Annotated in this window: 18 protein-coding genes and 3 pseudogenes; 8 read left to right on the top strand and 13 right to left on the bottom strand. The window is 73.6% G+C overall.

The window, feature by feature from the left end:
* Positions 1-158: 158 nt before the first annotated feature.
* Together HHL19_RS28155 and dacB are read right to left on the bottom strand one after the other, a co-directional pair.
* Positions 159-1,298 (bottom strand): zinc-dependent metalloprotease, encoded by a 1,140-nt coding sequence (locus HHL19_RS28155; protein WP_169093142.1) that lies wholly within the window; start codon positions 1,296-1,298, stop codon positions 159-161.
* An 82-nt stretch (positions 1,299-1,380) separates the two neighbouring features.
* Complete coding sequence (gene dacB / locus HHL19_RS28150; protein ID WP_169093141.1) at positions 1,381-2,805, bottom strand: D-alanyl-D-alanine carboxypeptidase/D-alanyl-D-alanine-endopeptidase; 1,425 nt, start codon at positions 2,803-2,805, stop codon at positions 1,381-1,383.
* 102 nt (positions 2,806-2,907) lie between these two features.
* On the opposite strand from dacB, the gene HHL19_RS28145 reads away from it, so the two are divergent.
* Complete coding sequence (locus HHL19_RS28145; protein ID WP_030495855.1) at positions 2,908-3,399, top strand: inorganic diphosphatase; 492 nt, start codon at positions 2,908-2,910, stop codon at positions 3,397-3,399.
* Positions 3,400-3,562: 163 nt separating this feature from the next.
* Positions 3,563-5,218 carry a threonine/serine exporter family protein gene (locus HHL19_RS28140; RefSeq protein ID WP_169093235.1) on the top strand — a complete coding sequence of 552 codons (1,656 nt, stop codon included), beginning with the start codon at positions 3,563-3,565 and terminating at the stop codon, positions 5,216-5,218.
* Here HHL19_RS28140 and HHL19_RS37785 read toward each other — a convergent pair.
* Entirely contained in the window at positions 5,215-6,363 is a 1,149-nt protein-coding gene (locus tag HHL19_RS37785; RefSeq protein WP_346768406.1) for a VTT domain-containing protein, read from the bottom strand. The two genes, HHL19_RS28140 and HHL19_RS37785, sit on opposite strands and share 4 nt — an antisense overlap.
* 172 nt (positions 6,364-6,535) lie before the next feature.
* Between HHL19_RS37785 and HHL19_RS28130 the strand changes: the two genes are divergently transcribed.
* The 3 genes from HHL19_RS28130 to HHL19_RS28120 all read left to right on the top strand — a co-directional run bounded on the left by HHL19_RS28130 (position 6,536) and on the right by HHL19_RS28120 (position 9,827).
* Entirely contained in the window at positions 6,536-6,904 is a 369-nt protein-coding gene (locus tag HHL19_RS28130; RefSeq protein WP_169093140.1) for a YbjQ family protein, read from the top strand.
* 184 nt (positions 6,905-7,088) lie between these two features.
* Positions 7,089-8,366, top strand: coding sequence for an ion channel protein (locus tag HHL19_RS28125; protein ID WP_169093139.1), 1,278 nt, complete (start codon positions 7,089-7,091; stop codon positions 8,364-8,366).
* Between the two features lie 39 nt (positions 8,367-8,405).
* Positions 8,406-9,827, top strand: a complete 1,422-nt coding sequence (locus tag HHL19_RS28120; protein WP_169093138.1) for a glutamate decarboxylase — start codon at positions 8,406-8,408, stop codon at positions 9,825-9,827.
* 344 nt (positions 9,828-10,171) lie between these two features.
* Here HHL19_RS28120 and HHL19_RS28115 read toward each other — a convergent pair.
* From HHL19_RS28115 to HHL19_RS28090, 6 genes and pseudogenes are all read right to left on the bottom strand, one after another.
* Positions 10,172-10,967, bottom strand: a pseudogene (locus HHL19_RS28115) (ABC transporter permease).
* Positions 10,964-11,957 (bottom strand): annotated as a pseudogene (locus HHL19_RS28110) (ATP-binding cassette domain-containing protein). The pseudogenes HHL19_RS28115 and HHL19_RS28110 overlap by 4 nt, the downstream one beginning before the upstream one ends.
* Positions 11,958-12,056: 99 nt before the next feature.
* A complete protein-coding gene (locus HHL19_RS28105; protein ID WP_169093137.1) occupies positions 12,057-12,692 on the bottom strand; it encodes a PadR family transcriptional regulator in 636 nt (211 codons plus the stop codon).
* 42 nt (positions 12,693-12,734) lie between these two features.
* Entirely contained in the window at positions 12,735-13,286 is a 552-nt protein-coding gene (locus HHL19_RS28100; protein ID WP_169093136.1) for a DinB family protein, read from the bottom strand.
* A 73-nt stretch (positions 13,287-13,359) separates the two neighbouring features.
* A complete protein-coding gene (locus tag HHL19_RS28095; protein ID WP_169093135.1) occupies positions 13,360-14,817 on the bottom strand; it encodes an aldehyde dehydrogenase family protein in 1,458 nt (485 codons plus the stop codon).
* 94 nt (positions 14,818-14,911) lie between these two features.
* Positions 14,912-15,769: a helix-turn-helix transcriptional regulator gene (locus HHL19_RS28090; protein WP_169093234.1), complete on the bottom strand. Its 858-nt coding sequence runs from the start codon at positions 15,767-15,769 to the stop codon at positions 14,912-14,914.
* A 375-nt stretch (positions 15,770-16,144) separates the two neighbouring features.
* Between HHL19_RS28090 and HHL19_RS28085 the strand changes: the two genes are divergently transcribed.
* The gene (locus HHL19_RS28085; RefSeq protein WP_169093134.1) at positions 16,145-16,639 is read left to right on the top strand and encodes an ATP-binding protein; all 495 of its coding nucleotides are present in this window, start codon (positions 16,145-16,147) and stop codon (positions 16,637-16,639) included.
* A 72-nt stretch (positions 16,640-16,711) separates the two neighbouring features.
* Here the strand turns inward: HHL19_RS28085 and HHL19_RS28080 are convergent, their stop codons facing one another.
* The 3 genes from HHL19_RS28080 to HHL19_RS28070 all read right to left on the bottom strand — a co-directional run bounded on the left by HHL19_RS28080 (position 16,712) and on the right by HHL19_RS28070 (position 20,792).
* A complete protein-coding gene (locus HHL19_RS28080) occupies positions 16,712-16,924 on the bottom strand; it encodes a DUF397 domain-containing protein (protein ID WP_030219358.1) in 213 nt (70 codons plus the stop codon).
* Positions 16,925-17,173: 249 nt separating this feature from the next.
* Positions 17,174-19,537, bottom strand: a complete 2,364-nt coding sequence (locus HHL19_RS28075; RefSeq protein WP_169093133.1) for an FUSC family protein — start codon at positions 19,535-19,537, stop codon at positions 17,174-17,176.
* Positions 19,538-19,589: 52 nt separating this feature from the next.
* On the bottom strand, positions 19,590-20,792 hold the full coding sequence (locus HHL19_RS28070) for a DUF2786 domain-containing protein (RefSeq protein ID WP_169093233.1): 1,203 nt from the start codon (positions 20,790-20,792) through the stop codon (positions 19,590-19,592).
* 164 nt (positions 20,793-20,956) lie between these two features.
* Between HHL19_RS28070 and HHL19_RS37780 the strand changes: the two are divergent.
* Together HHL19_RS37780 and HHL19_RS37775 are read left to right on the top strand one after the other, a co-directional pair.
* A pseudogene (locus tag HHL19_RS37780) lies at positions 20,957-21,651 on the top strand (ABC transporter ATP-binding protein); the annotation flags it as partial.
* 209 nt (positions 21,652-21,860) lie between these two features.
* Positions 21,861-22,094, top strand: a complete 234-nt coding sequence (locus tag HHL19_RS37775; protein WP_240981932.1) for a hypothetical protein — start codon at positions 21,861-21,863, stop codon at positions 22,092-22,094.
* A 245-nt stretch (positions 22,095-22,339) separates the two neighbouring features.
* On the opposite strand, the gene HHL19_RS28060 is transcribed toward HHL19_RS37775, so the two are convergent.
* Entirely contained in the window at positions 22,340-23,257 is a 918-nt protein-coding gene (locus HHL19_RS28060; protein WP_169093232.1) for an NADP-dependent oxidoreductase, read from the bottom strand.
* Positions 23,258-23,320: the final 63 nt, after the last annotated feature.

Raw genomic sequence — 23,320 nt, 5'->3', positions numbered from 1 at the left:
TGGATGGGGTGGGGTGCCTCGGTCGGAGTCTTAACGGTCGGAATGGGGTGTTCGGTCACTCAGAGTGCGTCGATGGTGACAGAAACGTGGCCCTTACCCGAGCATTGCACGCCTCACCCCACGCTCAGGGTCCCTCGGACGGGTGATTGGTGGCGTTCTCAGGAGTCCGCCTTGCGGTGCACCCTCGCGATCCAGTCGGCGGGGGCGGCGATCTCGCTCTTGGTGGGGAGCGTGTTGGGGGAGGTCCAGACGCGGTTGAAGCCGTCCATGCCGACCTGGTCGACGACGGCGCGGACGAAGCGTTCGCCGTCGCGGTACTGGCGGAGCTTGGCGTCGAGGCCGAGGAGCTTGCGCAGCGCGAGGTCGAGGCGGGAGGCGCCGCGGGCGCGGCGGGCCTGGAACTTCTCTCGGATCTCGGCGACGGAGGGGACGACCTGGGGGCCGACGCCGTCCATGACGTAGTCGGCGTGGCCTTCGAGGAGGGACATGACGGCGGTGAGGCGGCCGAGGATCTCGCGCTGCTCGGGGGTCTGAACGAGTTCGACGAGGGAGGGGGCGGGGTCGCCCTCCTCGGCCTCGGGGCGGCCGCCGGCGAGGGTCTGGGCGGCTTCGCGGAGGCGTTCGAGGAAGGTTCCGGGGTCGACCTCGGTGGCGGCGAGGAATGACTGGATCTCGCCCTGGAGGTGGTCGCGGAGCCAGGGGACGGCGGTGAACTGGGTGCGGTGGGTCTCCTCGTGGAGGCAGACCCAGAGGCGGAAGTCGTGGGGGGAGACGCCGAGTTCGCGTTCGACGTGGACGATGTTGGGGGCGACGAGGAGGAGCCGGCCGCCGCCTTCGGGGGCGCCGGGGAGGTCGCGGGTGACGGGGGCGAAGGTCTCGTACTGGCCGAGGATGCGGGAGGCCAGGAAGGAGAGCAGCATGCCGAGCTCGACGCCGGTGACCTTGCCGCCGACGGCGCCGAGGACGGTGCCGCCCGGGGTGCCGGCGCGGCGGTCCTGCATCTTGCCGAGGAGCGGGGTGAGGAGTTCGCGGAAGCCGGCGACGTTGGCCTTGATCCAGCCGGCGCGGTCGACGACGAGGACGGGCGTGTCGTGGGCTTCGGCGCCTTCGGGGAGCATCCGGGTGTAGGCGCGGACGTGTTCCTCGGCGGCCTTGGCGTGGCGGCGGAGTTCGGCGACGACGGCGCGGGCCTCGTCGCGGCCGACGTCGGGGCCGGGGCGGACCAGCCTGGTCGCGGTCGCGACCGCGAGGTTCCAGTCGACCATTCCGGACGTGCCTGCACCACCGATGCTCGTCATGGGTCAACGGTACGGGTTCGGGCCCGGTTCGGGTCCGGTCCGGAGGGTGGTGCCGGGGGCCGGTTCCGGTCGGTCTCGGGGGTCACTTCTGGCCGGTGAGGGCGGCGGAGAGGCGGTCGAGGGCCGGCTGGGCGAGGTCCGGGGAGGGGGTGCGGCCGGCGAGGAACGCGAAGGCGAGGAGGCGGCCTTCGGCGGTGACGACGGTGCCGGCGAGGGTGTTGACCCCGGTGAGGGTGCCGGTCTTGGCGCGGACGAGGCCGGCGCCGGCGGGGGCCTGGCCGTAGCGGCCGGCGAGGGTGCCGGTGAAGCCGCCGACGGGGAGGCCGGTGAGGAGCGGGCGCAGCTCGGAGTCTCCCGCGGCGCGGGAGAGGAGGGTGGTGAGGAGGAGGGCGGAGACGCGGTCGCGGCGGTCGAGGCCGCTGCCGTCGGCGAAGCGGGCGCCGGTGACGGGGAGGGCCCGGCGGGCGAGCTCGGCGCGGACGGCCTTCTCGGCGCCGGCGAAGGAGGCGGGCTGCTTGCGGGCGAGGGCGGTCTGCCGGGCGAGGGCCTCGGCGAGGTCGTTGTCGCTGTGGGTGAGGGTGCGCTCGACGAGGTCGGCGAGGGGGGCGGAGTGCGTACGGGCGAGGGGGGCGCCCTTCGGGGTGCGGCCGGGGGCGGGGGCGCCGGTGACCTTCACGCCGGCATCGGCGAGGTGGGCGGCGAAGGCGGTGGCGGTGTCGCGGGCGGGGTCGCCGGAGCGGGGGGCGGGTCCGGCGGTGCTGTCGTCGAGGCGGCCGCCGCGGGTCATGAGGGCGGTGACGGGGGCGAGGTTCTCGTTGGGGCCGATCGGGTGGAGGACGGGTCCCTGATAGAGGCCGGTGTCGTAGGCGAGGCGTACGGAGGTGTGGCCGCGCTTCGTGAGGGCGCGGGCGGTGTCGCGGGCGAGGGCCTTCAGGCGGGTGTCGTCGAGGGTGGGGTCGCCGCCGCCGGTGAGGGTGACGGCCTTGCCGTCGGGGGTGGCGGTGACGGTGGTGGCGATGCGGTGGTCGGCGCCGAGGGCGGAGAGGGCCGCGGCGGCGGTGGCGAGCTTGACGGTGGAGGCGGGCGTCATGGGGGTGACGGCGCCCTCTCCGTACAGCTGCCGGCCGGTGGCGGCGTCGACGACGGAGGCGGTGCGGACGGTGCCGAGGCCCGGGTCGGCGAGGAGCGGGACGAGGGTGCGGGCGAGGTCGGTGGGGAGGGTGCCGTCGTCCGGTCCGGAGACGGCGGCGAGGACGTCGGGGGCGCTGGGCGCGGGGGCGGGCTCCGGGCGCTGCTGTGCGGCGGGGGCGGCGGCCGGGGTGGGGGCCTGGCCGGGGGTGCGGGCGGGGTGATGCTCGCCACCCGTCGCGGGGGCGGCGGCGCGGGCCCGCTCGGCCGTACGCTGGCCTCCGTCCCATGGGCCTGCCGCGGTCACCGCCGCGGCGGCAAGAACCAGACCGAGCACGGCGGAGCCCGCCGTGAGCTGCCACACCCTCGGTTCCGGCATTGCTGACCAGCCCCTTTCGCGATCACGTACCTGCGTGAGAGACACTTAATCACCGCGCGTCGTCGCGAGCATTCACTTGTGTTGATTCAGGAGGAGCCACCCGTGGAGTTCGACGTTCTCATCGAGATCCCCAAGGGATCGCGGAACAAGTACGAGGTCGACCACGAGACCGGTCGTATCCGTCTGGACCGTCGCCTCTTCACGTCGACGGCCTACCCGACCGACTACGGCTACGTGGAGAACACCCTCGGCGAGGACGGCGACCCGCTGGACGCGCTGGTCATCCTCGACGAGCCCACCTTCCCGGGCTGCCTGATCAAGTGCCGCGCCATCGGCATGTTCCGCATGACGGACGAGGCCGGCGGCGACGACAAGCTGCTGTGCGTGCCGGCGACGGACCCGCGCATGGAGCACCTGCGCGACATCCACCACGTGCCGGAGTTCGACCGCCTGGAGATCCAGCACTTCTTCGAGGTCTACAAGGACCTGGAGCCGGGCAAGTCGGTCGAGGGCGCCGACTGGGTCGGCCGCGCCGAGGCCGAGGCCGAGATCGAGAAGTCGATCGCGCGCGCCAAGGAGCAGGGCGCTCACTGACGCGCCGGCCCGACGGACTCGTCGGGCTCCGCGGAAGGCGGCGCACCCTTCGGGGTGTGCCGCCTTCCGCGCGTCGGTACCGCCTTTCGCGCATCCGCCTTTCGCACGTCCGTCTGGCGCCCATACTGGAATCCAAGATTCCCTGGGTGTGAGCGGAGAGCGAGTGGTGGCGGAGCCGGAGGGCCCCGAGGAGGCTCCGGAGGACCGGAAGCCCCTGTCGGACGAGGCGACCTCGGAGTTCGCGCTGCCCGAGGGGCTGCTGCCGGAGCCGCCGCCGGAGCCGGAGGGCTCGGCGTTCGTGGTGCCGGAGGGGCTGGCCGCCGAGCCGGGGCCCGCGGAGCCGGAGGGTTCGGCGTTCGCGACGCCGTCGACCTACTCCGCGCAGGACTCGCCGCCGGCCTTCACCCCGGCGTACGGGGTCCCCCTGGCGCGGCTGCCGCACAACGCTCCCTGGCAGGACCGGATGCGGACGATGCTGCGGCTGCCGGTGGGCGACCGGCCGGTGCCGGAGAAGCCCGCCGCGAAGGACGAGACGGGGCCCTCGGTGCCGCGCGTGCTCGACCTGACCCTCCGCATCGGCGAGCTGCTGCTCGCGGGCGGGGAGGGCGCGGAGGACGTCGAGGCGGCGATGTTCGCGATCTGCCGCTCGTACGGCCTGGACCGCTGCGAGCCGACGGTGACGTTCACGCTGCTGTCGATCACCTACCAGCCGTCGCTGGTGGACGACCCGGTGACGGCGAACCGGACGGTACGCCGCCGGGGCACCGACTACACCCGTCTGGAGGCCGTCTACCTGCTGCTCGCGGACATCAACGCGCCCGCGCACGAGGTGTCGCTCGAGGAGGCCTACCGGCGGCTCGCGGAGATCCGGCGCAACCGGCACCCGTACCCGGGGTGGGTGCTGACGACCGCGGCGGGCGTCCTCGCGGGGGCGGCCTCGACGCTGCTCGGCGGCGGGCCGTGGGTCTTCTTCGTGGCCGCTTTGGGCGCGGTGCTCGGCGACCGGCTGGCGTGGCTGTGCGCGGGGCGCGGGCTGCCGGAGTTCTACCAGTTCCTGGTGGCGGCGATGCCGCCGGCCGCGATGGGGGTGCTGCTGACGCTGCTGCACGCGGGTCTGCGGCCCTCGGCGGTGATCACGGGTGGCCTGTTCGCGCTGATCCCGGGGCGGGCGCTGGTCGCGGCGGTGCAGGACGGTCTGACCGGTTTCTACATCACGGCCTCGGCGCGGCTCCTGGAGGTCGGCTACTTCTTCGTGGCGATCGTGGTGGGCGTGCTGTCGGTGCTGTACGTGGCCGTGCAGTTCGACGCCCAGCTCAATCCGGAGGGGGCGCTGAGCCCGGTCGAGCGGCCGGTGACGCAGATCCTGTCGGCGATGGTGCTGTCCGCGACCTTCGCCATCCTGTTGCAGCAGTCGCGGGCGACGGTGCTCTTCGCGACGCTGAACGGCGGGGTGGCCTGGGTGGTGTACGCGTCGATCGCGATCACGGCGGAGGGGTCCGCGGTGATGGCGACGGCGGCGGCGGCGGGGCTCGTGGGTCTCTTCGGGCAGCTGATGGCCCGCTACCACCACACGTCGTCGCTGCCGTACGTGACGGCGGCGATCGGGCCGCTGCTGCCCGGTTCGGCGACGTACTTCGGTGTGCTCTCGATCGCCCAGAACAACCTGGACCAGGGCTTCGGCTACCTGGCCAAGGCGGCGGCCCTGGCCCTGGCGATCGCCATCGGGGTGAACCTGGGAGGCGAGCTGGCCCGCCTCTTCATGCGGGCCCCGGGCGCCGGCTCCGCCCGCAGCGCGGCGAAGCGGACCCGAGGCTTCTAGCGCTGCGGCGGGTTCTGGCCGTTGTGGCCGGGCCGGCCGTCGTAGCCGTCCTGGCCGTTGTAGCCGGGCTGGCCGTCGTAGCCGCCCTGATCGGTGTAGCCGCCCTGGGCGTCATAGCCGCCGTAGCCGGGCTGCTGGTGGCCGTAGCCGGGCTGCTGACCGTATCCGGGCTGCTGCTGGTCGTAGCCGGGCTGGGCGCCGTAGGTCTGGCCGTCGTAGCCGCCCTGGCCGGCGTACCCGGCCTGATTGCCGTACCCGTACCCGCCCTGATCGGCGTAACCGGCCTGGTTGCCGTAGCCGTAGCCGCCCTGATCGGCGTAACCGCCCTGGTTGCCGTAGCCGTAGCCCTGACCCGCGTAGCCGTCGTGGTTGCCGTAGCCGCCCTGGTCGCCGTAGCCGTCGTGGCCGTCGTAGCCGCCCTGGCCGGGCTGGGTGCCGTACGTGCTCTGGTCGCCGGGGGGCGTCGGGTCGGCGGGGGCGGCCGGGGCGGCGGGGCCCTGGGCGGCGGCCTGGGCGGCGGCCTTCTTCGACTGGGAGCGGGCCCGGAGGTACTCGATCACGATCGGGACGACCGAGACGAGGACGATCAGGATGAGGATCGCCTCGATGTGCTTGTGCACGAAGTCGACCTTGCCGAGGGAGGCGCCGAGCAGGGTCACGCCCGCGCCCCACAGCACGCCGCCGATGATGTTGAAGGTGATGAAGGAGCGGTAGTTCATCCGGCTGACGCCGGCGATGATCGGCGTGAAGGTGCGGATGATCGGCACGAAGCGGGCCAGGATGAGGGACTTCGGGCCGTGCTTCTCGAAGAACTCGTGCGCCTTCTCGACGTTCTCCTGCTTGAAGAGCTTGGAGTCGGGGCGCCGGAAGAGGGAGGGGCCGACCTTCCGGCCGAAGAGGTAGCCCACCTGGTCGCCGAGGATCGCCGCGGCGACGACCAGCGTGCAGACCAGCCACAGCGGGCTGTCGAGCTTGCCGGTGGTGACGAGGAGGCCGGTGGTGAAGAGCAGCGAGTCGCCGGGGAGGAAGAACCCGATGAGGAGACCGGATTCGGCGAAGACGATGGCGAGGACGCCGATCAGGCCGAAGGTCTGGATCAGGTAGTCCGGATCCAGCCAGCTCGGTCCGAGGGCAAGCGTGTTCACGGTTCCGGGCTCCTGCGGTTCGGGGTGGGGGCATGTCGGGATGCGGGCGGGACATGCCTGCGGCGCGCCCCAAGCTATCAACGCGGAGGGGCGGGCCCCGGTTCCAGCCGGTGGCCGGGGATGCGGGGTGGCCGGGTTCCGGCGACCCTGGGTGACCAGGAGGTGATGGCCGATGGGCATCGAGGAGTACGGAGGCGGTCAGGGACCGCACCCCGATGTGCTGGTGGTGACGACGAACGACGTTCCCGGCTACGAGGTACGCCAGGTGATCGGCGAGGTCTTCGGGTTGACGGTGCGCTCCCGGCACCTGGGCAGCCAGATCGGCGCCGGTCTGAAGTCGATGATCGGCGGCGAGCTGAAGGGCCTGACGAAGACCCTGGTGGAGACCCGCAACCAGGCGATGGAACGCCTGGTGGAGCAGGCCAGGGCGCGCGGCGCGAACGCGGTGCTGATGTTCCGCTTCGACGTGACCGAGGCCGCCGATGTGGGCACGGAGGTCTGCGCGTACGGCACCGCCGTCGTCATCGCCCAGCAGCCCTGACCCCGGAGGGTACGGGAGCGGGTGCGGGCGCGGGCCCGGGCGGCCTTCCGCCCGGGCCCGCGCCCGTCGGGGGTCGGGTGCCCGGGCGGGCCGTCGGGCCGCGTCCTGACGTGACGTGAGATGTACGCCCGGTTGCCCGGCCTTTCGAGGTGTTGTGCGGCATTTGCTCACTTATGGTGTGGCGGTGGCCACCGATCATGACGCGACCGCCCCCGCCGAAGCCCCGGTACGGATCCTCCTCCCGCAGGTGCTGCCCGCCCTCGTGGTGGGCGTCGGATCGGGCCTGCTGTTCCTCGGCGTCAGCGCGCTCGCCGAGGAGCTCCAGTCGGTGCTGTGGGAGACCGTGCCCGACGCCCTGGACATCGGCCGGTACTCCTCGCTGTGGATGATCACCGTCCTCACCGTCACCGGTGTCGCCATCGGCCTGGTCATCTGGAAGGCGCCCGGCCACGCCGGGCCCGACCCGGCCTCCGAGGGGCTCGGCGGGCCGCCGCTGCCGCCGCTCGTGGTGCCCGGCCTCCTCGTCGCCTCCACCCTCGCCCTCGCCGGCGGCGTCAGCCTCGGCCCCGAGCAGCCGACGATCGCCGCCGCGATCTCCCTGGCCGCCTGGCTGGGCCTGCGGGCCGCGCCGGGCGTACCGGGCGCGTTCTGGGTCTCGCTCGCCGTCGCCGGCACCTTCGGCGCCCTCTTCGGCACCCCCGTCGCCGCCGCCCTGGTCCTCTCCGAGGCGCTCACCGGGCAGCCCGGCCGGGGCTCCCTGTGGGACCGGCTCTTCGCGCCGCTCCTCGCCGCCGGAGCCGGCGCGATGACCACCCAGCTCCTCTCGGACCCCAGTTTCGCGATGGGGCTGCCGCCGCTGACCGACCCCGGCTGGGAGGACCTGCTCGCCGCGCTCGTCGTGGCCACCCTCGGCGCCCTCTTCGGCCTCCTCGGCTGCTACGCCTTCCCCCACCTCCACCGGGCCTTCGGCCGGCTGCGGCACCCGATGGTGATGCTGCCGGCCGGCGGACTGCTGCTCGGCCTGCTCGGCGCGCTCGGCGGGCACCTGACCCTCTTCAAGGGCCTCCACGAGACGAAGGAGCTCGTCGACTCCATCGGGGTGTACTCCTCCGGGGAGCTGGCGAAGCTGGCCGTGGTGAAGCTCGCCGCCCTCCTCGTGGCCGCCGCCTGCGGCTTCCGCGGCGGCCGGGTCTTCCCCGCGGTCTTCCTCGGCTCCGCCTTCGGTCTCGTCGCCCAGGCGCTCGTCCCGGAGATCCACCCGGCGGTCGCCGTCTCCTCCGCCGTCCTCGGCGTCCTCCTCGCCACCACCCGGCAGGGGTGGGTGAGCCTCTTCATCGCCGCCGTGCTCGCCGCCTCCCCGGCGATGCTCTCGCTGCTCTGCCTGGCCACCCTGCCCGCCTGGCTGGTCGTCACCGGCCGCCCGCAGCTCGAACTCGACCACCAGGGCAAGCCCCTCCGCTGACCCCCCGCCCGCAGCCCGCCCGCCGCAGAAGGAGCCCCGATGGCCCCCCTCCACAAGGGATCCGACGTCACCGACAGCGAGCACTTCCGCCGGCTCGCCCTCAACCCCTTCTACGGCGAGGCCGACCCCGTCGGCGGGATGACCGAGGCCCCGCCGAAGCACCGGATGCCCGAGGGCCCGCTGGCGCCGTCCAGCGCCTACCAGCTGGTCCACGACGAGCTGATGCTGGACGGGAACTCCCGGCTCAACCTCGCCACCTTCGTCACCACCTGGATGGAGCCCCAGGCCGGTGTCCTCATGGCCGAGTGCCGCGACAAGAACATGATCGACAAGGACGAGTACCCGCGCACCGCCGAGCTCGAACGCCGCTGCGTCGCCATGCTCGCCGACCTCTGGCACGCCCCCGACCCGGCCGCCGCCGTCGGCTGCTCCACCACCGGCTCCAGCGAGGCCTGCATGCTCGCCGGCATGGCGCTCAAGCGCCGCTGGGCCAAGCGGAACGCCGACCGCTACCCGGCCACCGCCCGCCCCAACCTGGTGATGGGCGTCAACGTGCAGGTCTGCTGGGAGAAGTTCTGCGACTTCTGGGAGGTCGAGGCCCGTCTCGTCCCCATGGAGGGGGACCGCTACCACCTCGACGCCGCCTCCGCCGCCGCCCTCTGCGACGAGAACACCATCGGCGTCGTCGCCGTCCTCGGCTCCACCTTCGACGGCTCGTACGAGCCCGTCGCCGAGATCTGCGCCGCCCTCGACGAGCTCCAGGCCCGCACCGGCCTCGACGTCCCCGTCCACGTCGACGGCGCCTCCGGCGCCATGGTCGCCCCCTTCCTCGACGAGGACCTGGTCTGGGACTTCCGGCTCCCCCGCGTCTCCTCGATCAACACCTCGGGCCACAAGTACGGGCTCGTCTACCCGGGCGTCGGCTGGGCGCTGTGGCGCGGCGTCGAGGAGCTCCCCGAGGAGCTGGTCTTCCGGGTCAACTACCTCGGCGGCGACATGCCGACCTTCGCCCTCAACTTCTCCCGCCCCGGCGCCCAGGTCGTCGCGCAGTACTACACCTTCCTCCGGCTGGGCCGGGAGGGCTACCGGGCCGTCCAGCAGACCAGCCGGGACGTCGCCCGCGGCCTCGCCGAACGCATCGAGGCCATGGGCGACTTCCGCCTCCTCACCCGCGGCGACCAGCTGCCCGTCTTCGCCTTCACCACCGCCCCCGACGTCACCTCCTTCGACGTCTTCGACGTCTCGCGCCGACTGCGCGAACAGGGCTGGCTGGTGCCCGCCTACACCTTCCCCGCCCACCGCGAGGACCTGTCCGTCCTGCGGGTCGTCTGCCGCAACGGCTTCTCCGCCGACCTGGCGAGCCTCTTCGTCGAGGACCTGCACCGCCTCCTGCCCGAACTCCGCAGCCAGCCCCACCCCTTCACCGGGGACAAGGCCGCGGCGACCGCCTTCCATCACTGAGGGGCGCCCTCCTCGCCGCAGGCCAGCCGGAACTCCGACCAGCGGACCCCGTCGCGCGTCAGCCCGTACCGGCACCGGGAGTTCTGCCGGAGGAGCCCGGCCGCGGTCCGGCGGACGTACCCGGTGCCGTCAGGGATCTCCCGGAAGGTCCAGCCGCCGTCCAGGCTGCGGTGGCCGGGGCGCCGGTTCAGGACCGCCCGTGCAGGCGGCCAGCGCCCCGGCCGGCAGCAGTACGACGAGCGCGCGGAGCGGAGCCTGCGCCCGGGAAACGGGAACGCGCATCGGACCTCCCCCTGCCCCTCGGGGGTCACTGTCCTCCCACGTCCCGTGATACGGCCCCGGGTTCAGCGTCCGAGCCGGTGGAACCTCCGTACCGCCAGCGGGAAGAACACCGCGAGGAGCGCCAGCGGCCACAGCACCGCCGCCGTCACCCCCCCCGGTTCGCCGCCCGGGTTGCCGAACAGCTCCCGGACCGCCGTGGCCGTCGCCGACATCGGGTTCCACTCGACGGCCGTGCCCAGCCAGCCCGGCATGGAGTCCGGCGACGCGAAGGCGTTGGAGAGGAAGCCGACCGGCCAGACCAGGATCTGCACGGCCTGCACCAGCTCCGGCTTCCCCGCCACGAGCGCCAGGTAGATGCCGATCCACAGCATCGCGAAGCGCAGCAGCAGGAGCAGTCCGAGCGCGCCCGCGAAGGCGGCGAAGCCACCCCGGGCGCTCCAGCCCATCGCGTACCCGACGCCGACCATCACGAGGAGTCCGGCCGCCGACTGGAGCATGTCGGCCGCCGCCCGGCCGACGAGCACGGCGCCGTCGGCCATGGGCATGGAGCGTGGGGGTCCCCCCTGCTCGAAGAGCTCGGGGGAGGTCGACGACCCCCTTGTCCAGGTCCCGGGTGACCGCCGTCATCGTCCCTTCGAGCCCGAACACCATGGTCAGCGTGAGCATCCCGGGCACCAGGTAGTCGACGTACTCCCCCTGTACGGCGCGGCCGCCGCCGACCAGGTAGCCGAACATCAGCAGCATCATCACCGGGAAGACGAGCCCGACGACGACCGCGACCGGCTGCCGCGCCCAGTGGGCCAGCTCGCGCCGGGTCATCGTCCAGCAGTCGCTCAGCGCGTACGCGGCGGCGCTCATACCGCCACCTCCTTCTTCTCCTCGTCCTCCGTCAGCCGCAGGAAGGCCTCGTCCAGCGTGGGGCGCCGCAGCGCCACGTCCTCGGCCTCGATCCCGGCCGCCTCCAGGGCCCGTACGACCTCCGCGAGGGAGGCCATCCGGTCCCGTACGGGCGCGCTGATCAGCCGCCGGTCCCGGTCGACGTCCGTCTCGCCGGCGCCGAAGGGCAGCGCCCGTACGGCCTCGTCGAGGCGGGCGGCGTCCCGGACGACGACGTCGATCCGGTCCCGGCCCGCCCGGGACTTCAGCTCCCCCGGGGTGCCCTCGGCGACCACCCGGCCGCCGTCGACGACCGAGACGCGGTCGGCGAGCCGGTCGGCCTCCTCCAGGTACTGGGTGGTCAGGAGCACCGTCGTCCCGCCGTGGACGAGGGAGCGCACGGCCTCCGAGACCTCGCCGCGGCATGGGGGTCCCCCCTGCTCCTCAAGAGCTTGGGGGAGGGTCGAGGCCGGTGGTCGGCTCGTCCAGGAAGAGCACCTCCGGTTCGGTGATGAGGGACGCGGCGAGGTCGAGCCGCCGCCGCATGCCGCCGCTGTACTGCCGGACCGGCTTGCGGCCGGTGCCGGCGAGGCCGAACCGCTCCAGGAGCGCGTCGGCGCGCAGCCCCGCGCCCCGGGCGCCGAGGTGGAAGAGGCGGCCGAACATCTCCAGGTTCTGCCGGCCGCTCAGCTCCTCGTCGAGCGCCGCGTGCTGCCCGAGCAGCCCGATCCTGCGCCGGACCTCGGCGGCCTCCTTCCGTACGTCGTGCCCCGCCACCCGCACCCGGCCCTCGTCGTGCCGGAGCAGGGTCGCCAGGACCCGTACCGTCGTGGTCTTGCCCGCCCCGTTGGGGCCGAGCAGGCCGTGGACCGTGCCGCGCCCGACGGCGAGGTCGAGGCCGTCGAGCGCCCGCTTGTCCCCGTACCGCTTGCGCGCGCCCTCCATGAGGATCGCGTCTCCACCCACAGACATCCGTTTCCTCCCGATGTACGCCACCCATGGCCACTAGTCAAATTTGACGAGCAGCTCCGGCGGGAGGGTATGCCCGCTTCCCGGGCTAGTCAAACTTGATTACTCCTCGCCGGCGTCACCGGTCGTCGCGTACGGGTTCTCCTGCCCCTCCGCCAGGACGCCCACGAACGGCTCGCCCTCCCCCGCGAAGGTGTACGCCCCGCCCTCGATCCGCTCGATCAGCCCGAGCGTCCACGCCCGGCCGGCGTCCGCCGAGTGCACCCAGAGGTGCATGATCTCGCCGATGTGCCCGAGCTGCGCCGGACCGCCCTCCGGGACGTAGTACTCCGTCACCGCCGACCGCCAGGCGTCCAGGCCCCGCAGCCGCTCGCGCAGCAGCTCCACCGCCTCCGCGCGCGGCAGGTCGACGATGAAGCCGACCGCCGCCGACAGCACGTCCATCTGCTGGTCGTAGGTGGCCAGCGCCTCCCGGAGCAGCCGCAGGTACTCCTCCCGGCCCGCCTCGGTGATCTCGTACTCGACCCTGGGAGGACCGCCGACCGTGCTCGGCGCCAGCTCCTCGGCGCGCAGCAGTCCCTGCTTCGCCATCTGCTTGAGCGCGTGGTAGATCGAGCCCGGCTTGGCGTTGGACCACTCGTGCGCGCCCCAGTACTCCAGGTCGTTGCGCACCTGGTAGCCGTGGGCGCGGCCGTGCTGCTTCACCGCGCCCAGGACGAGAAGGCGGATCGCCGACATCCCCACGTACCTCTCTGGTCGATTCCGACCAGAGTAGGCGGGTCAGGACCCGGCGGTACGCGCGCTCTCCTCGGCGATCAGCGCGAAGGAGACCTTGCCGTCGAGGGACTCGCGGATCACGTCCGCGTGCCCGGCGTGCCGGCCCATCTCCTGCACCAGGTGGAGCAGCATCCAGCGGACCGACACCCGGCCGTCCTTCGGGAACCAGGGCGCGGGCGGCAGCGGGAAGGTGTCGTCCAGGCTCGGAACCGTGCGGACGAACTCCTCGGTCTCCTTGGCCACGCCGTCCCAGAAGGCGAGCACCTCGGGGATCGTCTCGCCGTCGACGAGCCGGAAGGCCTCGCCCCAGGTCTCCTGGGTCCGCTGCCGTTCGTTCTCCTTCCGCTGGGCGAGGCGGAGCCAGTTCAGCTCCACCTCGGCCACGTGCTTGACCAGGCCGGAGAGGCTCAGCTCGCTGGCGCTGGGCCGGCTCGCCGCCTGCTCCTCGGTGAGGCCGAGGAGGGCGCGGCGGAGCGCGGCGCGCTGGGCCTCCACGAAGTCGAGGAACGCGCCGCGCTCGTCGCCGGGGGCCTCCGCGGGAACAAGAGCCACCATGATGTGTCCGCCTTCCGTCCGTGTCGCTGTCGGGCAGGGCCCACGCTACCGACGGAGTAGGACAGATCCCGTCCTAGAAGGGGAACCGGCTCCGGCCGTGCTGGATGGAGATCCACTTCTGGGTGGTGAAGGCCTCGATCATCGCGTCGCCGTTGAGCCGCCCGATGCCCGAGTGCTTCTCGCCGCCGAAGGGGACGATCGGCTCGTCGTGCACGGTGCCGTCGTTGATGTGGATCATGCCGGTGTGGATGCGCTTGGCGACCCGCACGCCCCGCTCGACATCGGCGGTGTGGACGGCGCCGCTGAGCCCGTACGGGGTGTCGTTGGCGATCCGCACGGCCTCGTCCTCGCCGTCGAAGGGGAGGATCAGGGCGACCGGGCCGAAGATCTCCTGGGAGAGGACGGGGGCGCCGGCGGGGATGCCGGTCAGCACGGACGGGGAGACGACGTTGCCCTCCACGCCGCCGCGCAGCAGCGCGGTGGCGCCGGCCGCGACGGCCTGCTCGACGGCCCCGTCGACCGACTCGGCCTGCTGGGAGTTGATGAGCGGGCCGATGTGGGTGGCGGGGTCGGCCGGGTCGCCGACGCGCAGGGTCTTCACCTTCGCCACGAACTTCTCGGTGAACTCCGCCTCCACCCGCCGGTCGACGAGGACGCGGTTGGCGGCCATGCAGACCTGGCCCTGGTGCACGAAGCGGCTGAAGACGGCGGCGTCGACGGCGTAGTCGAGGTCGGCGTCGTCGAGGACGATCAGGGCGCTGTTGCCGCCGAGTTCGAGGACGGCGTGCTTGAAGTTCTGGGCGCAGACCGTGGCCACGTGGCGGCCGACCTTGTCGGAGCCGGTGAAGGAGATGACCTTCGGGACCGGGTGGGTGAGGAGCGCGTCGCCGATCTCGGCGATGTCGGTGACGACGACGTTGAGCAGACCGGCCGGGAGGCCCGCCTCCTCCAGGATCTTCGCGACCAGGGTGCCGCCGCAGATCGGGGTGTTCTGGTGCGGCTTGAGGACGACGGCGTTGCCGAGCGCGAGCGCCGGGGCGACCGACTTGAGGGAGAGGAGGAAGGGGAAGTTGAAGGGGGAGATGACGCCGACGACGCCGACCGGGAGGCGGTAGACGCGGTTCTCCTTGCCGTCGACCGGCGACGGCAGGATGCGGCCCTCGGGGCGCAGCGCCAGCTGGACCGCCTCGCGCAGGAACTCCTTGGCGAGGTGCAGCTCGAAGGCGGCCTTGAGGCGGGTGCCGCCGAGCTCGGCGACGATCGTCTCGGCCAGCTCGTCCTCGCGGTCCTCGACGATCCGCAGGGCCCGCTCGAAGACGAGGCGGCGGGTGTACGGGTTGGTCTCGGCCCAGGCGGCCTGCGCGCGCTCGGCGGCCCGGTAGGCGCGGTCCACCTCCTCGACGGTGGCCACCGTGATCGAGGCGAGCTTCTCCCCGGTGTACGGGTTGAAGTCGATGATGTCCCAGGAGCCGCTGCCCGGCTTCCACTCGCCGTCGATGAACTGGTGGGCCAGGTCGGTGAAGTGCGACATGGACGGTGAACCCCTCTACCGGCTGCCGGTCGCCCGGGCGCGCGCGGGCGCCCGGCCACCGTGGCTACTGATGCGCCGTCATCGTACTGATGTATCAGGAGAGTTGGAGGAGGCCCCGGAGAAGATCACGGGTTTCGGCCGGATCCGGACTGTCCTTCGCCAACTTCTCCATCACCGTGGCGTACTGGGCGACCTCCTCGCGCTTGTCGAGGTAGAGGGCGCCGGTGAGTTGCTCCAGGTAGACGACGTCGGAGAGGTCGGACTCGGGGAAGCTGAGCATGGTGAAGGCGCCGCTCTCGCCGGCGTGCCCGCCGAAGCTGAAGGGCATCACCTGGAGGGTGACTCCGGGATGCTCGGAGATCTCGATGAGGTGCTTCAACTGCCCCCGCATGATGGCCCGGTCGCCGTACGGGCGGCGGAGCGCGGCCTCGTCGAGGACGACGTGGAAGTGCGGGGCGCGCTCGGAGACGAGGACCTTCTGGCGTTCGAGGCGGAGGGCGATCCGGCGGTCGATCTCGGCGCGCGAGGCGCCCGGCATGCCCCGGGAGACGACCGCGTGGGCGTACTCCTCCGTCTGCAACAGGCCGTGCACGAACTGCACTTCGTAGACGCGGATGAGGGAGGCGGCCGCTTCGAGGCCGATGTAGGTCTGGAACCAGCCCGGCAGGACGTCGCCGAAGCTGTGCCACCAGCCGGCGAGGTTGGCCTCGCGGGCGAGACCCAGGAGCGCGCCGCGCTCGGTCTCCTCGGTGACTCCGTAGAGCGTGAGCAGATCCTCTATGTCCCTGGCCTTGAAGCTCACCCTTCCCAACTCCATGCGACTGATCTTGGATTCGGAGGCGCGGATCGAGTAGCCGGCGGCCTCGCGGGTGATGCCCCTCGATTCGCGCAGGCGCCTCAGCTGGGAGCCCAGCAGAATCCGTCGGACGACGCTCCCGCCCGCTCCGTTCATTTCGCCTGCGGTCACGGCTCCAGCCTTCCCTTCACGGTGACGAGCCCCCGTTCGAGCCCCGGATTCTGCCATCAAACGCTTCAGCGCGTACACATCCGATTACGGAAGGGGATGCGTAGGGGTGAGATCCGGACGGCGGGCGAGGCGCCGGTGTCAAGAAGATTTCCACAGATTCGCCACAGGGTCGGACAGGTCCGGCACCCGCCCCTCGCGTGCACGTGCATCTGCCCTTGCATCCCGTCGGCTCATTCGGAACCATGGACCCCGCGCAGCCGCGTACTCGTTCGCGTTGTCGTGTTGTCGCAATGTTTCGCAATGTTTCGCACCGCTTGCACCGTTGTCGCACCACCGCCGCGATTCCCGGGAGTGCCTCGCATGGGGACGAATGGATCGACCGTGCTCGAGCCTTTACGGCAGGGTCTCCCGCCGATCGATCCCGGCGCCGTCTCCACCTCCGCCTCCTGCGCCCTGCCCGCACGGTACGAAGCCGTGCGCGGGGCACGGAAGTTCACCAGCGCCACGCTGGACAGCTGGGACCTCGCCGACCGCTTCGACGACGTGGCCCTCGTGGTCTCCGAACTCGTCACCAACGCCCTGCGGCACGCCGTCCCCGACGGCCCCGAGGACCCGCAGGCGCCGCAGGTGCGGCTGCACCTGATGCGCTGGGCCTCCCGCCTGGTGTGCGCGGTGCGCGACCCCAGCCGGCAGAGCCCGGAGGCGCGCGAGGGCGGGGAGGACTTCTCGGCCGAGTCGGGCCGGGGCCTGTTCCTCGTGGAGTCGTTCAGCGACAGCTGGGGCTGGCACCCGCTCGCCGGGACCCTGCACGGCAAGGTGGTGTGGGCGCTGTTCCGGGTCGGGCCGGAGGAGTAGGGGCATCCCGCAGTGCATGACGAAGGCCCCGGCGGGCGACCGCCGGGGCCTTCGCCATGCCTGCCGGCGGCCTCAGACCAGATGGTCGAACTCCCCGTCCTTGACACCCAGCAGAAGCGCCTCGATCTCGGCCGGCGTGTAGACGAGCGCCGGGCCGTCGGGGTGGCGGGAATTGCGCACGGCAACGTTTCCCCCCGGAAGTTTGGCGAACTCGACGCACGAGCCCTGGGAGTTGCTGTGCCTGCTCTTCTGCCAGACGACGCCCCGCAGCTCCGTCGCCGCCATGCCGTTGTACGCGTGGTGCGCGTGGTGCACTGGTAGCTCCCCGAGTTGCTTGGTACAGGTGTCAACTTCCCCGGATCATAGCTTCGTTCATATGCGGATGCATGAGCAGATGCACGTGCACGCGGCGTGGCGTAGTCGCTACGCCACTCAGCGTGCGGCCGCGGGGGAGTCCCCCGTGATCTTCCCACCCGGGTGGACGGGAACACGGGGGTGGTGGTTCCCTCGCGCCCGCTCCGCCCCTGGAGGGGCTCAGGCGTCGGCGAGGGCGGTCGACAGCTCGTCCAGGGCGGCCAGGAGCAGCCGGGCCGTCTTGCGCAGCAGCGGGTCGGCGACCTCGGTGTCCCAGGCGGCGACGGTGGCGCGGAGGTCGTCCCAGGCGGGGAGCCTGCGCTCGCGGACCGCCTTCGCGCCGCGTTCGGTGGCCTCGCGCAGCGCCTCCGCGAGGCCCGCGGCGGTGGGCAGGGGCGGGGCGCCGCGCTCGGGGAGGTGGGCCTCCAGGAGCATGGCGGCCCGCCCGAACTCGGCGATCGCGTGCCCCGCGCCCTCGGCGGCCGCGTGCGAGAACCCCCGGTGCCGCACCGGTTCGTGCCCCGCCCGGGCCAGGGCGTCCTGCCAGGCCACGCGGGCGGCCCGGGCGGAGAGCAGGGCCTCGCGGACGTCCGGGCTGCCGGGGCCCGCGGGGTCGGCGTACCGGGCGGCGACGGCGGCGGCGTACCGCCCGGACGTGCTGAGCCAGTCGGCGAGCCTGCCGCGCAGCCGGGGCGTCTCCCAGGCGGGGTAGAGGGCGTAGGAGAGCATCGCGAGGAGGCCGCCGAGGAGGGTGAGCAGGACCCGGTCCCGTACGGTCTGGGTCACCCCCGATCCCTCCATGCCGAGGAGGAGGACGACGTACGCGGCGACGCAGACCTGGCTGACCGCGTACCCCGTCTTCATCAGCAGGTACATGCCGAAGGCGCAGAGGACGGCGAGACCGGCGGAGAGGTACGTCCCCGGGTGCGCGGTCTGCACGACGGCGGAGGCGAGCGCCACACCGACGAGGGTGCCGCCGAAGCGGGCCACCGAGCGGGAGTACGTCTGCGAGAAGTCCGGCCGCATCACCATCACGGACGTCATCGGCGCCCAGTACCCGTGCCCGAAGGGCAGCACCAGACCGAGCAGATACCCGGCGGCGGTGACCCCGGAGACGCGCAACGCGTGCCGCAGGATCGCCGACCCCGGCCGGACCTCGGCCCGCATCCTCGCCACGACGAGCGGCAGCAGCCGCAGGAGGGTGGGCCGCGAGCGGGGGGTGGGGGCGCGCGTCGACGCGGTCGCGCCTTCCGCCCCGGGGGCGGCGCCTGGAGCCGTACGCGGGCCGGGATCCGGAGCCGTACGCGGGCCGGCACCTGGAGCCGTACGCGGATCCGGCCCTGGAACCGTGCCCGGGCCGGCGCCTGGAGCCGTACGAGGGTCGAGATCCGGAGCCGTACCCGGGCCGGCGCCTGGAGCCGTACGAGGGTCGAGATCCGGAGCCGTACCCGGGCCGGCGCCTGGAGCCGTACGAGGGTCGAGATCCGGAGCCGTACCCGGGCCGGCACTCGGAGCGGTACGAGGGGCGGGATCCGGAGCCGTGGCCGGGCTCGTCTCCGTGCGGGGTTCCGCCGTCTCGACGACGTCGCCGAGGAGGGCGGCCAGGCGGAGGGCGGCGCGGTGGGGGCGGTCGGAGAGGATCGTGCCGGTGTCGGGGGTGCGGAGGGCGGCGACGGCGGCCGGGGGCAGCCGGACGGGTTCGCCGTGCCGGATGGCGTGCGCGGCGGCGTCGAGGACCTCCCCCGCCGCGGCCAGCAGCTCGCGCACCCGGTCGCGCTCCGGCCCCTCGGCGGGGGCGCCGACGGCGGGGTCGGCGAGGGAGGCGAGGACGGGCCGGATCCGTTCGGCGAGCCGCCGGGGCCCGTGGAGTTCGGCGGGCCGGCGGCGGGCCTGGCGCGGGGTGACGGCGGCGGCGCTGCGAGCGGTCATCAGCGGGACCGGGTCGAAGGACGCGACCGGGTCGTGGCGGAGCCGGCGGGCGTAGTCCGCCTCCGCGGCGAGCGCGTCGGCGAGCGCGTCGCGCTGGGCGCCCCAGGGCCGGACGGGCAGCAGCACCACGAGCGCGGCCTGCACGACCCCGCCCGCGAAGATCATGACGGCGTGGCCGGCGGCCGTGGCGACGGAGGTCGGCAGGGTGACCGTGACCAGCATGATCGCGACGTTGGACGAGGCGATGATGCCGGCGGTGGGTCCGGCGGCCCAGGCGAGCCCGGAGAGGAAGGTCCACAGGATCAGCAGGGCGAGGAAGAGGAGCGTGTGCGCCCCGGTCAGGTATCCCAGGAAGGTGGAGACCGCGAGGCTGCCGCCGGAGGCGAGCGCGAGGGTGGGCCGGGGCCGCCACGACCGCTGGAAGGTGGCGATGGCCGCCTGGAAGGCGCCGAACGCGGAGGACGCGGCGACGGCCGGCCCGAAGAGGGCCAGCGAGAAGCCGACGACGAGCGCCAGCCCGAGCGCCCCGCGGGCCGCGACGACGGGGGCGAGCCGCCGCCGCTCGACGGTGAGTCCGGAGCGGGCGGTCTCCCTCAGCGCCCGGAGCCAGCTCATGATCCGAGCGTAGCGAGCAACCCCCCGTAAGCCGACATTTCACCCCACGGTTCTAGCCCCGGGCACGGCGGTCCGGGCGGGCGCGGTCCGGGCGGGCGCGGTCCAGGCGGGCGCGGTCCAGGCGGGCACGGTCCGGGGTCAGGGTGGCGGACTCGGCGGCGGTGGCGCCGTGGTTCCAGCCGTCCTCGTCCCACATCGCGCGGACCCGGGTGGCCCGGGTCTCCGGGAAGAGCTCGTCCGTACGGGCCGTCACGGCGGCCTCGCGGGTGGCGAGGACCGGGAGCAGCGTCGGCGCCTCGGCGGCGACCCGCCGGGAGGTCGCCTCCAGACGGGCGCCGAGCCGGTTCGCGTACGCGAGCAGGAAGGACTGCCGGAAGGACTTGGTGCGCTTGCGGCCGCCCTTGCGCTGCTCGGCCTCCGCGCGGGTCATCGCGGCCGTCCCCTGCACGAGCAGCGAGGTGTACAGCAGCTCGACGGGGTCGAGGTCCGCCTCGAAACCGACGACGGTCGAGAAGCCGTACGCCTCGTTCCACACGGCCCGGCAGTGGTTGGCGCTCGCCACCGCGTCCAGCAGGATCGCCTTCGCCTGCTCGTACGGCGGCTCCACGCCGACCCGGATCGCCCCCGGCGTCCGCGGCGACGGCGCGCCGGCGGCGAGCCCGGCCTCGTCGAGGCTGTGACGGGCCATCAGCTCCTGCGCCTTCGCCGTCAGCGCCTCGGCCTCCTCCGGATAGCCGGTGGCCTCCGCCTTGGCGAGCAGCGCCCGGATCCGGGTGAGCATCCGCGGCTCCCCGACGGCCGCGGGCGGCAGCGTCTCGCCGGGTACGGGTCCCACCGCGTCGAGCCGGGGCAGCCGGACGAACAGCCGGTACAGCTCCAGGACGGCGGTCGCGTACGAGAAGCGGTCGGCGGGCCCGGCCCCCTCCCCCGGCACGTCGGCCAGCGCGTCGATCTGCTCGCGCCAGCGCCGGGGCAGCGTCGCGTACCGCGCGGTCTCGGCCCGTACGAGGCCGCCGAGCAGCCGCAGATGCTCCTCCGCCAGCTCGCGGCCGACCGTCCGGCCGAGGTCGGCGGGCTGCCAGCCGCGCTCCCACAGGGTCCGTACGAACTCCTCCCCGCGCCGCGCGAGCCCGGCGTCGGCCCCCGGGTCGGCGGCGAGCAGAGAGGCGGCGGTGTCGAGGGAGCGGTCGTCGTCGGCGTGGAGCGCCCCCCGCAGCGCCCGTTCGACGATGGACTCCCGTGCCTCGTCCCGCATGCCCGCGCCCTTTCCGTCCCCCCACACCGACTCTCCTCCCCCGATGGTCTCAGGACGACGGGGTACGGCGTGTGCGGGGCGTGGGGGCCCGGGGGCGGGGGGAGCGGTTCGCTGGAGTCGTGAACCGGACCCCTCCTCCTTCCGACCCCGCCGTCGCCGTCGCCGTGCGGCTCAGGGGGCTCGTCCGGCGGCACGGGGACGTCCGGGCCCTCGACGGCGTCGACCTCGACGCGGTCGCCGGCACGTTCACGGCCGTCATGGGCCCCTCCGGCTCCGGGAAGTCCGCCCTGCTGCGCTGCGCCGCCGGACCCGACCGCCCGGACGCGGGGCGCGTCGAGGTGGCGGGTACGGACCTGGCGGGGCTGGGCGAACGGCGGCCGACGCTGCTGCTGCGGGACCGGATCGGCTTCGGCTTCCAGTCCTTCAACCTGCTGCCGACGCTGACGGCCGCGCAGAACGTGGCCCTGCCGCTGCGCCTCGCCGGCCGCCGCCCCGCGCGCGGCGAGGTCCGGGCGGCGCTCGCCCGGGTCGGGCTCGCGGGCCGCGAGCGGCACCGGCCCGCCGAGGTCTCCGGCGGCCAGTGCTGGGGTCCCCCCAGGCCCCAGGGCCTAGGGGGAGGGTCGCCGTCGCCCGGCCGCTGATCACGCGCCCCGCCGTCCTCTTCGCCGACGAACCGACCGGCGCGCTCGACCTGCTCAGGGCCCTCGTCGACGAAGAGGGCCGCACGCTGGTCATGGTGGCCCACGACCCGCTCGCCGCCGCCCGCGCGGACCGGGTCGTCCTCCTCGTCGACGGCCGCCTGGCGAGCGGCCTCGCCGCGCCGACGGCCCACGAGGTCGCGGCCCGTCTCGCGGCCCTCCTGGGCGGGTTCCTGGCGCTCGCGCTCGGGGCCGGGATGCTGACGGCGGCCGGACTCGGGCTCGCCGCCACGCCGGCCCCGCCGCCGCACGCCCCCGAACGGTTCGCGTCCTCGGCCGTCGTCGTCCTCGGCCAGGACCGGCTGACCGTGGAGGTCCGGCGCGGCCCCGCACCGAGCTCGCCTCCCGGCCGCTCGACCGTCCACAGCCTGTGGACGCCGAGGTGCTGCGCGAACTCGACGCACCCTGGACGCTCACCGGCACGGGTACGGGCACGGGCACGGGCACCGGTACAGCTGCCCCGGACGCCGTCGGGCTCGACGCACCCGTCGCGGACGTCAGGGCGTCGTCGGCGACCGGGCGCAGGTGCTCACCGGCGCCGAGCGCCGCCGTCGCCGTCGCCGTCGCCGCCTCGGCCCTCCCCGCGTGGCGCCTCACCCGCTGACCGGCGAAGGTGGAACAGGGCGGTGGCCGGGGTCGGAGCCGGGCCACCGCCCCACCCCACCCCCGTGTGCCCTTGCCGCGCTCAGGCTCATGCGCCTGAACCCGCACCAGTTGTGACGGCTCCCTACCGGTGCGGGTTCAGGCGCAGGTGCGGAGGCACCCGCAGAAGGTGGAACGCCTGCCCACAACGAAACGGCGGCGACGGGTGGGCGGAACCGGGGCCCACAACGGAACGGCGGCGGCTCGTCACGGGGCGAGGACCAGCTTGCCGCGGACGTGGCCGGCTTCGCTGAGTTCCTGGGCACGGGCCGCCTCCTTCAGGGGGAGCGTGTCGGCGTGGCGGAGCCGGAGGGTGCCCGCGAGGACCCCCTCCGCCTGCGCCCGCAGCCACCCCCGTACCCGACCGAAGTCCGTCTCGGGCACGCTGAAGAGGACCCCGTGCTCGTCCGCGTCCGTCGCGGCGATCGTCACGACCCGCTCCTTCCCCGCGAGCTCGATCGCGAGCGGCAGCACCCCGAACCCGGCCGCGTCGAAGACCGCGTCGACGCCCCCGGGCGCCGCGGCCCGCACCCGGTCCGCGAGCCCGTCGCCGTACGCGACGGGGATCGCGCCGAGCCCCCGCAGGTAGTCGTGGTTCGCCGCGGACGCCGAGCCGACGACCGTGACGCCGGCGGCGACCGCCAGCTGGACGGCGATCGTGCCGACCACGCCCGCCGCGCCGTGCAGGAACAGCGTCTCCCCCTCCCGTACCCCGAGCTGCTCCAGGACCCGCGCCGCGGTCTCGCCGGCGACGGGCAGGCCCACCGCCGCCTCCCAGGACAGCCCGGTCGGCTTCGGCAGTACTTCGGCGGCGCCGGCGAGGGCGTACTGCGCGTACCCGCCGCTCCTCGCCCAGCCGAACACCTCGTCGCCGACGGCGAGTCCGGTGACGCCCTCGCCGATCGCGTCGACCGTGCCGGCCACCTCGATCCCGGCCACGGCCGGGAAGGCCGTCGGGTGGAACTCCGTCATCAGACCGCTGCGCGTCTTCCAGTCGACCGGGTTGACGCCCGCCGCCGCGACCCGCAGCCGCACCTCGCCGGGCCCCGGCTCCGGCACCTCGGCACCGGTCTCGTACCGCAGCACCTCGGGTCCGCCGAACTCCTCGAACACGATCGCGTCCATCGTCGCCGCCGCCATGTCGCCCTCCGTATCGCCATCGACATCACCATCAACGCGTTCGCGACT

The sequence above is a fragment of the Streptomyces sp. R302 genome (assembly GCF_012927245.1).
In the GTDB taxonomy this organism is placed as follows: Bacteria; Actinomycetota; Actinomycetes; order Streptomycetales; family Streptomycetaceae; genus Streptomyces.
Note: the sequence above shows the minus strand (reverse complement) of the source record. Positions and strands in the feature narration are given on the sequence as shown.

Coding starts and splice junctions, on each gene's coding strand:
- HHL19_RS28070 (WP_169093233.1), bottom strand. CDS start 20,792: ATGCGGGACGAGGCACGGGAGTCCATCGTCGAACGGGCGCTGCGGGGG.
- HHL19_RS28080 (WP_030219358.1), bottom strand. CDS start 16,924: ATGGCGGCGACGGAGCTGCGGGGCGTCGTCTGGCAGAAGAGCAGGCAC.
- HHL19_RS28120 (WP_169093138.1), top strand. CDS start 8,406: ATGGCCCCCCTCCACAAGGGATCCGACGTCACCGACAGCGAGCACTTC.
- HHL19_RS28100 (WP_169093136.1), bottom strand. CDS start 13,286: ATGGTGGCTCTTGTTCCCGCGGAGGCCCCCGGCGACGAGCGCGGCGCG.
- HHL19_RS28075 (WP_169093133.1), bottom strand. CDS start 19,537: ATGAGCTGGCTCCGGGCGCTGAGGGAGACCGCCCGCTCCGGACTCACC.
- dacB (WP_169093141.1), bottom strand. CDS start 2,805: ATGCCGGAACCGAGGGTGTGGCAGCTCACGGCGGGCTCCGCCGTGCTC.
- HHL19_RS28130 (WP_169093140.1), top strand. CDS start 6,536: ATGGGCATCGAGGAGTACGGAGGCGGTCAGGGACCGCACCCCGATGTG.
- HHL19_RS28085 (WP_169093134.1), top strand. CDS start 16,145: ATGGGGACGAATGGATCGACCGTGCTCGAGCCTTTACGGCAGGGTCTC.
- HHL19_RS28155 (WP_169093142.1), bottom strand. CDS start 1,298: ATGACGAGCATCGGTGGTGCAGGCACGTCCGGAATGGTCGACTGGAAC.
- HHL19_RS28090 (WP_169093234.1), bottom strand. CDS start 15,769: ATGAACGGAGCGGGCGGGAGCGTCGTCCGACGGATTCTGCTGGGCTCC.
- HHL19_RS28095 (WP_169093135.1), bottom strand. CDS start 14,817: ATGTCGCACTTCACCGACCTGGCCCACCAGTTCATCGACGGCGAGTGG.
- HHL19_RS28105 (WP_169093137.1), bottom strand. CDS start 12,692: ATGTCGGCGATCCGCCTTCTCGTCCTGGGCGCGGTGAAGCAGCACGGC.
- HHL19_RS28060 (WP_169093232.1), bottom strand. CDS start 23,257: ATGGACGCGATCGTGTTCGAGGAGTTCGGCGGACCCGAGGTGCTGCGG.